The following is a 7,187-nucleotide window of genomic DNA, read 5'->3' on the forward strand; positions in this document are numbered from 1 at the left end:
ATATTTGCTGGTTTTGTCTTGAAAATCGTTTAAATTTACCAACTACTTGCTACTTGAAATTTACTCTAAATTTAAGGAAGGCACGGCGTTAAGCCGAGTTCTGTCTTGAGCGATCATTTATCTACTCTTGCTTTTACAAACAAGCTCTAGCGAAGGGTTTTAATATAAGACCAAAACCATCCCTTCTTACTGCAAGTTGGGTTTATATGGCCACGCAAGTTACCAAGCGTGCCGGTGGGCTCTTACTCCGCCGTTTCACCTTTACCGCCGAAGCGGCAGTTTGCTTTCTGTTACACTATCCCTTGGGTCGCCCCAGCCATCCGTTAGATGGAACTCCGTCTTATTGCAGCTCGGACTTTCCTCTTTTGCCTACGCAAAAGCAATCACTTGCCATACCTTAGGCGCGATTATAACTTTTTCGGGTTTAAGGATAGCTTGGATGTGATTTTGCGCCCTTTGAAACAAATAAAAATACGCGTATATCGAGGTTTTATAGGCACGCAAATTTAACGATCTCGCGTCAAATTTGCGTTTTTCATAGACGAGATTAAGCCTTCTTTAAAAACTCCGTCTTTAGCACGATAACGCCCATTTTATCGATTTTGCCTTCGATTTCTTTGTCGTCGTCCGTGAGCTTAATGTTTTTTACCATGGTTCCGCGCTTTAGCGTAGCGCCCGCGCCTTTTACTTTTAGATCTTTGATTAGAGTTACGTTATCTCCGGCGTTTAGCTCGGTACCGTTTGCGTCTTTTGGCATATTTTCTCCTTTAAATTTAGCGCTCATTTTACTAAAAAATAAGCAAAAAGTAAAATCTAAGCCGCTAAATTTACTTCGTATCGTTAAATAAAGTTGATAATTTGATTATATTTGGACAATATTGTGATAAGTCTGCGTAGAAAAATCGCCTCTAAAATTTAAACAAAGTTTCAAGGCTTTCAAATTTTAAAATTTAGGGCAAAAGAGCCAAATTTGACCCTTTTGCCATTAAATTTAAACAAGCTTTTTGATGACGTCTAGCACTAGGTTGCACTTAGGCACTACGGAACTAGCGTCCATGTACTCGTTTTTGGTGTGCATATTTCCGCCGGTTGGCCCCAGCCCGTCGATCGTAGGGCAACCTGCCGAGGCCGTGATGTTGCCGTCGCTTAGACCACCAGCGTCCACCCAGCTCACCTTCGCGCCTGTTTCTTTGGCGACCTCGTCAAATATCGCCTTGATCCTCGGCAAATTTTGCTCGTCTATCATCGGCGCTTCTTCGTTGATTAACGTCTTTTTGTGAGTTACGCCGTTTATAAAAGGTTTGCTTAGAATTTCGTCCAGCTTTTTGTTAAAAAACTCGACCGAGGAGGCAAATTTATACCTCATCTCGCAGGTCACGCTGGCAAACTCGGGCACGACGTTTTGCGCGGTGCCGCCGTTTGTGATGATGGAGTTAAAGGTATGTCCTGCCGCAAAATCGGTCAGCTTTGATAGTTCGACTACGAAATTTGCCGCCTCTACGAGCGCCGAACGGCCGAGCTCGGGATGATTGCCAGCATGCGCGCCCACGCCGTAAAACTCGATCACGTAAGACATCACGCCCTTTCTAGTAGCCACCATCGAGCCGTCCTCGCGAGCAGGCTCCATCACGAGGCAAAATTTAGACTTTCTAGCGTATTCGCGGATCTTTTCTTTGGCAAAATTTGACCCCGTCTCCTCGTGCGAGTTTAGAAACAAAGCGACGTTGATTTTACTAAGATCAAGCTCCTTGATGACGTAGAGCGATAGCAGCGCGCCGCCCTTGTCGTCAATGACGCCTAGCGCCTTTACCCTGCCCTCATTTTGGGTAAAAGGGGTGTTTTGCACCGAACCAACAGGGAAAACCGTATCCATGTGCGCAACGAAAAGCACGTCAAATTTCGCCGCATTCGGGTTGTTTGAAATTAGCAGGCAGTCGGCGACCTTATCGGTGCCAAGCGCGACCTTTTCATGCTTTAGACCGAGCTTATCAGCTTTATTCATAAACCACTTTGCGACGCTGTTTACGCCCTCTATACTAGCCGTAGGACTCTCGATATCGGTTAGCTCCTTTAGTTCGGCTAGATATTGCTTCAGCTCCTCTTGTTTCATAGATAGTCCTTTATACGATGAGGCTCATCACGAACATCGCCAGATAGGCGTTTAGGATACATATACCAAATAGTACCAAGTAGTGCTTGCCAGGGATGCCCAGTACGCCTAGCACGCGACCCATATATTGCACCGTAGAGCCTACTAGCGCCATGCCCGGGATCAGTACTGCGATATCCGGAGCCGTTAGAGTGCCGCCCTGAACTAGCGCCACTAGCACGCCCGCAGACCCGCCCCAGCTAAGAAACGCCGCCATGATCACCGCTATAGACTCGCCAGGAAGCCCAAGCGGCAGCATAACAAAGCCAAGATACTTGCCTATGATATCAAGCGCGCCAGAGACTTTTAGGATGTGGATGATTACAAAAGCCATAAGGACGTTTGGGATAGTGTTGTGAACGGCGATATCCCAGCCCTTCCTAGCGCCTTCTACGAAAACGTCGGTTAATAATTTATTATTAGCTTGCTCACTCATACTTCAGTCTCCCCGTCTTTTACGAATTTTTTAACGTAAAGTCTCATCAAATTTGCTCCAAATACCTTAAACACCAAAATAATTCCTAGGCCCGCCGCGATAGATATAGGCGCTAGGGCTCCATTTTTATCGGCTACCGTAAGCAACGGAGCGAAAGACGCTAGGAAATTCGTGATCATCGCGCCCGCGCTAAACTGAAATGCGGCAAATATCAAAAGTTCTTTGTGCGTGATCTTGCCGTCTTGGCGTAAAAACTTTGCCGTAGAGCTACCTGCGTCGGTGCTTTGCGTACTAGCTATAAGCGAGATCGAGCAACATCCTGGTATACCGATGAGAGGCTTTAGCACGGGAGTAAGCCAACGCGAAGCTGCGTAAAGTGCGTAATATCTCTCAAATATCGCGACGAACCCAAGAGCGAGCATGATCGCGGGAACGAGACTAAGTGCAAATATAAAACCGCCCTTTGCGCTTGTGCCGCCTGCGGTTTTAAACCACTCCGGAAACTGTCCGGTTAGCTTACCGAAATCAAAAATACCGCCTGCGACATCCTTTAAGAAACCGCCGAAAAAGACGATAGCTAGGATCAAGGCAACGGTGCCGATCGCTAGCTTTTTGCCGTCGTTTGCCTCTTGCATAAAGCCTCCTTAAAAATAAAGTAAATACATAGGTAATATACAGTCGCGAACCTTAGGAATGAGTAAAAAGGAGATTAAGATAATGAATAATATTTAGTTATTTTAGTTAATGTTACTTTTAGATACTTTGATTTCAACCCAATCAAATTTAATAAAAATAACCGTAAATTTGTAGCTTTAATAATACGAGCGCGAGGCATGAAGTAAGCTAGCTGAAATTTGACAAAAAACAAGGCAAGCGCTCATCTAGTCAAATTTAAACATGGTGAAATTTACGCTCTACTTGTAGTTGCGAGCAAAGCAGAACAAAAAGAATTTAGAAACGCTCGCAAGACGAGCCGCCGCCCTACTCAAAGATATTTTTGTGTAAAATTTCCTCCAGCACCACCGTCGCGTAACTTCCTTTTTGCAGCGTGAAATTTATCGTAAAGTGCGCCTTTTCCTCGTTGTATTTGTAACCGACATCCTCTAGATAACACCACGCAAAGCGCCGCGAGCCGGTCATTTTAGCTTTATATTCATTTGCCTGCGCGAAAATTTGATCCTCTACCGCCCTCGCCGCGCCCTGCGCCTCGTACGCCTTCGCGCCCGCGATCAGCCCGCAGCTAGTGATATCTCTAGCGTCAAAGCGCGCGCCCTCCGCGTCCAAATCCTCGCACAAAAAGTACTTGCCGTGCGGATAATGCCCCAAAACTTCGCCCTCTATCAGCTTAAAAAATCTTTTTTGCGATTTTAAATTTTTCAAAATCGCGCCGTCAAGATAAGGGTAAATTTGACCTAGCTCGCCTAGGCTAAAGTCCTGCGCAAATCTCGAGATTTCAACTCGTTTGCTAAGCCAGCGGTTAAAAAGATCGCTTTGATATGCCGAGATCAAAAAGTCGTTTAGCTTTGGATTTTTACTCTTTTTGCCGTTTACGGTACCGGATTTTAGCAGCTCCAGCCCGCTTTGCGCATTGTCGCCGTATTTGCCGAAACGCTGATAACCAAAGTAGTTTGGATATCCTGCCTCGCCCACATTTCGCACGGCTTGTTCAAGCTTGGCAGCCTCGCTTGGCATCACTTTTTTTAGGCGGATAAAAAAGCTGTTGCCTTTTAGGTGCCCGATGCGAAGTTTATTGTCGTGCGCGGCGAGGCTTAAAATTTTCATCTTTTCGTGGCTAAAATTTACTAGCGTAGACTCAAATTTACGCGGCATCGAGATAAACTGCGTCGTCATGCCTTGCTTATCTTTTAGCCCCGCGTAGCCAAAATCTCGCATCTTTACGCCACTAACCTCGCTTAGAGCGTGCAAGGCTTCCTGCGTCGTCATATCTTTTTTGCAAATTTCAACGATGAGGTGCTCGCCCTGCCCGCTAAATGCGTAAAGCGGGATCTCGCGCACCACAAAATCGTCCGAGTTTTTACTAAAATACGCGTTAATGGGCGCGTGAGTGAGCGCGTAGAGAGGCTTAAAAATGGTGGTTTCTTGCATTGCTTTTAAATTTTCCTTTCGTGATTTTGGCAAAAATCGTGATTTTCGTGCGGGTTTTGCGTGCTAGGCTTAAGATTTTGGCGCGGTTTTTCGGACTAAACGTAAATAAAATCTCGTATTCCTCGCCGCTATTTAGCTCGCGTTTGCTTAGCCGCTTGCTAAATTTTACCCCGCACCAACTCTGCGCGCAAAGCTTGGCCAGATCAGCTCCAAGCCCGTCTGAAACGTCCATAGCGGCGTTTATCTTGCTTGCTGCGGCGTAGAAAAATTTATCTTTTAAAATAGGCCTTTTAAAGCGCGAATTTGACGCGACACGCCCGCCGTTTAAAAGCGTCCTAAGCCCTTTTAAACTGCCTCCAAGCTCGCCCGTAAAAGCAACCAGATCGCCCTTTTTTGCTCCGCTTCGTAAGACCGCTTTACCGAAAAGCCGCGAGATAATCGTAACGCTAAGTAAAATTTTATCGCTACCGATCGTGTCGCCGCCGATGATAGTCACGCCGTACTCATCGCAAACGTCCGCAAATCCTTTGCGTAGCGCCGAGATCTGCGCCGCGCTCGTATTTTTGGGTAGCCCAAGTCCTAAAAGCGCAAATTTAGGCTCGGCGTTCATCGCGACGGCGTCGGAGAGATTTACCAGCATCGCCTTGCGCGCGATCTCCTCCATACTTAGCCATCCTGCCAGGAAGTGCGTTCCCTCGCAAAAAAGGTCCTTGCTATACACCCATTTGCCGCGCTCATGCGTCACCACAGCGCCGTCGTCGCCGATGAAGGAGTTGCTAAATTTATCGATTATTAGGCGTTCTTTATCCATTTTGCGATTTTATAAAATTCGGGCTAAAAAGGCGCTTGAAAAACGAATTTATTTAAGCGGCTCGGCAAATTTAGCCTCTCAAATTTGCCGAGTTTAAATTTTATCCGAAAATCTCAAATTTACTAAACAGCTCCGGTTCGTCTTTTACTATGCCGCGCTTGATTAAATTTGCCACGACGTCGCGGTCGCAGTCGGTTTGTAGCGGCCAGCCGCGCGTGTAGCCCTCGGCCTCGCCTTTTGCAGTGGCGTCGATACAGACCGTGCCATCGCGCACGTAGATATCGCGCAAGGCGTCGATGTTATTAGTCACGCGCCAAAGCAGCATATACGGGTTTTCCGGGCGGTTTTCGGGACCGACGAAAACGAGTATCTTAAAGTACTCTTTAAATTTCAAAAGCTCTTCAAAAACCTCTTTTACGAGGCGGTTTTTATCAAATTTGACGACGCAAATCGGAGTTTTGGTATTTGTTTTAAACTGCACGAGCTGCGTTAAATTTGGCTCTACTTCTTTAAATTTAGCCAGTAGCACGGCGTCATCCAAAAGCACCGGCGCAGGCGTCGAAAAGTCCTGCGTCGCGTCGATTCCGAGCTTACCGCCGAAGCACGAGTTCGGGCTCGCGTGATCGAGCTGATCGCACACGCCCTCGCTGATTAGCAGGCTTTTATCGCCGAAACGGTTTAAAATATACTCCGTAAGCGCGTCATAATCGCTCAAATTTGGCGCATCCTCGCCCACAAAAACCGCGTGCTTTACAAAGCTCATCTGCCCCACGCCCCAAAATGCGTGCATCGCCTGCTTTGCGTGCGCTGGATAAAGGGCGTTTATCTTAGCTAGGATCAGGTTGTGAAAGACGCCGTTTTCAGGCATATTGTAGTCCAGCAGCTCTGGCACTGTCGTTCGCAAAAGCGGCAAGAAAATGCGCTCAGTCGCCCAACCCATATACTTATCCTCAAGCGGTGGCTTACCAACCACGGTCGCGTGAAATACGGGCTCACGCTTGCTCGTTATCGCCGTGACCTCCATCACTGGAAATGGCTCCACTGGCGTGTAAAAGCCGGTGTGATCGCCAAATGGCCCCTCAAGCTCGCTCTTAGTCGTATCGACAAAGCCCTCTATCACGTAGTCTGCGTCTTGCGGGACGTAAATTTCATTAGTGAGCGACTTTACTAGCTTTGCTGGCTCTTTGCGGATAAAGCCATAAAGTAGCAGCTCAAAGACACCCTTTGGCAGCGGCGCTTGACCGCACCAGATATATAGCGGATCGCCACCGATCGCCACAGAGACTGGCATCTTATGACCAGCGCGCTTGTATTCGTTAAAAAAATTAGCGCCGTCTTTGTGTATCTGCCAGTGCATGCCGAGGCGATTTTTACCATAAATTTGCAAGCGGTACATGCCGACGTTTTGCAGTTCGCCGTCCAGACTCTGCGTATAGACCTGCCCCATCGTGATAAAGGCGCCGCCGTCAAGCGACCATGTTTTTAGCGCGGGAAGCGAATTTAAATCCGCCGCATCGCCGAAATACGCGATCTCTTGGCACTCGCCGCGAGTTTTTAGGCGTTTGGTAAAAATTTTTCTCATCTCAAACAAATACGCGGCAAAATTTAGCTTTTCGCCAATGCCCTTAGGCTTTTTAGGTTTTAAAAGTTTTTCTATCTCGTCCGCGATCTTGTCAGGCTGCACG

Annotated in this window: 7 protein-coding genes and 1 other RNA gene; all 8 read right to left on the reverse strand. The window is 47.2% G+C overall.

Translation table 11 applies throughout. The features are described from left to right. Positions 1-73: 73 nt before the first annotated feature. Positions 74-399: RNase P RNA component class A (rnpB, locus tag Q0200_RS02045), an RNA gene on the reverse strand. Between the two features lie 148 nt (positions 400-547). Then, on the reverse strand, positions 548-757 hold the full coding sequence (locus Q0200_RS02050) for an alkylphosphonate utilization protein (RefSeq protein ID WP_185898507.1): 210 nt from the start codon (positions 755-757) through the stop codon (positions 548-550). Between the two features lie 234 nt (positions 758-991). Further along, positions 992-2,110: a M20/M25/M40 family metallo-hydrolase gene (locus tag Q0200_RS02055; protein WP_297937137.1), complete on the reverse strand. Its 1,119-nt coding sequence runs from the start codon at positions 2,108-2,110 to the stop codon at positions 992-994. A 10-nt stretch (positions 2,111-2,120) separates the two neighbouring features. Next, complete coding sequence (locus Q0200_RS02060) at positions 2,121-2,585, reverse strand: YjiG family protein (RefSeq protein WP_002950687.1); 465 nt, start codon at positions 2,583-2,585, stop codon at positions 2,121-2,123. Then, positions 2,582-3,220, reverse strand: coding sequence for a nucleoside recognition domain-containing protein (locus Q0200_RS02065; RefSeq protein WP_297937141.1), 639 nt, complete (start codon positions 3,218-3,220; stop codon positions 2,582-2,584). Before Q0200_RS02065 ends, Q0200_RS02060 begins: the two co-directional genes overlap by 4 nt. A gap of 346 nt (positions 3,221-3,566) precedes the next feature. Then, a complete protein-coding gene (truD, locus tag Q0200_RS02070; RefSeq protein ID WP_297937143.1) occupies positions 3,567-4,691 on the reverse strand; it encodes a tRNA pseudouridine(13) synthase TruD in 1,125 nt (374 codons plus the stop codon). Then, a complete protein-coding gene (locus Q0200_RS02075; RefSeq protein ID WP_297937145.1) occupies positions 4,669-5,502 on the reverse strand; it encodes a thiamine-phosphate kinase in 834 nt (277 codons plus the stop codon). Before Q0200_RS02075 ends, truD begins: the two co-directional genes overlap by 23 nt. A 100-nt stretch (positions 5,503-5,602) precedes the next feature. Beyond that, positions 5,603-7,187 (reverse strand): menaquinone biosynthesis decarboxylase (locus Q0200_RS02080; protein ID WP_297937147.1); only part of this gene is annotated, 1,585 nt, incomplete at its 5' end.

The sequence above is a fragment of the uncultured Campylobacter sp. genome (assembly GCF_938045225.1).
Lineage (GTDB): Bacteria > Campylobacterota > Campylobacteria > Campylobacterales > Campylobacteraceae > Campylobacter_A.

Bases quoted from the DNA above. Each gene is read 5' to 3' on its own strand.
- Q0200_RS02065 (WP_297937141.1), bottom strand. From the start codon at position 3,220: ATGCAAGAGGCAAACGACGGCAAAAAGCTAGCGATCGGCACCGTTGCC.
- Q0200_RS02050 (WP_185898507.1), bottom strand. From the start codon at position 757: ATGCCAAAAGACGCAAACGGTACCGAGCTAAACGCCGGAGATAACGTA.
- Q0200_RS02055 (WP_297937137.1), bottom strand. From the start codon at position 2,110: ATGAAACAAGAGGAGCTGAAGCAATATCTAGCCGAACTAAAGGAGCTA.
- Q0200_RS02060 (WP_002950687.1), bottom strand. From the start codon at position 2,585: ATGAGTGAGCAAGCTAATAATAAATTATTAACCGACGTTTTCGTAGAA.
- truD (WP_297937143.1), bottom strand. From the start codon at position 4,691: ATGCAAGAAACCACCATTTTTAAGCCTCTCTACGCGCTCACTCACGCG.
- Q0200_RS02075 (WP_297937145.1), bottom strand. From the start codon at position 5,502: ATGGATAAAGAACGCCTAATAATCGATAAATTTAGCAACTCCTTCATC.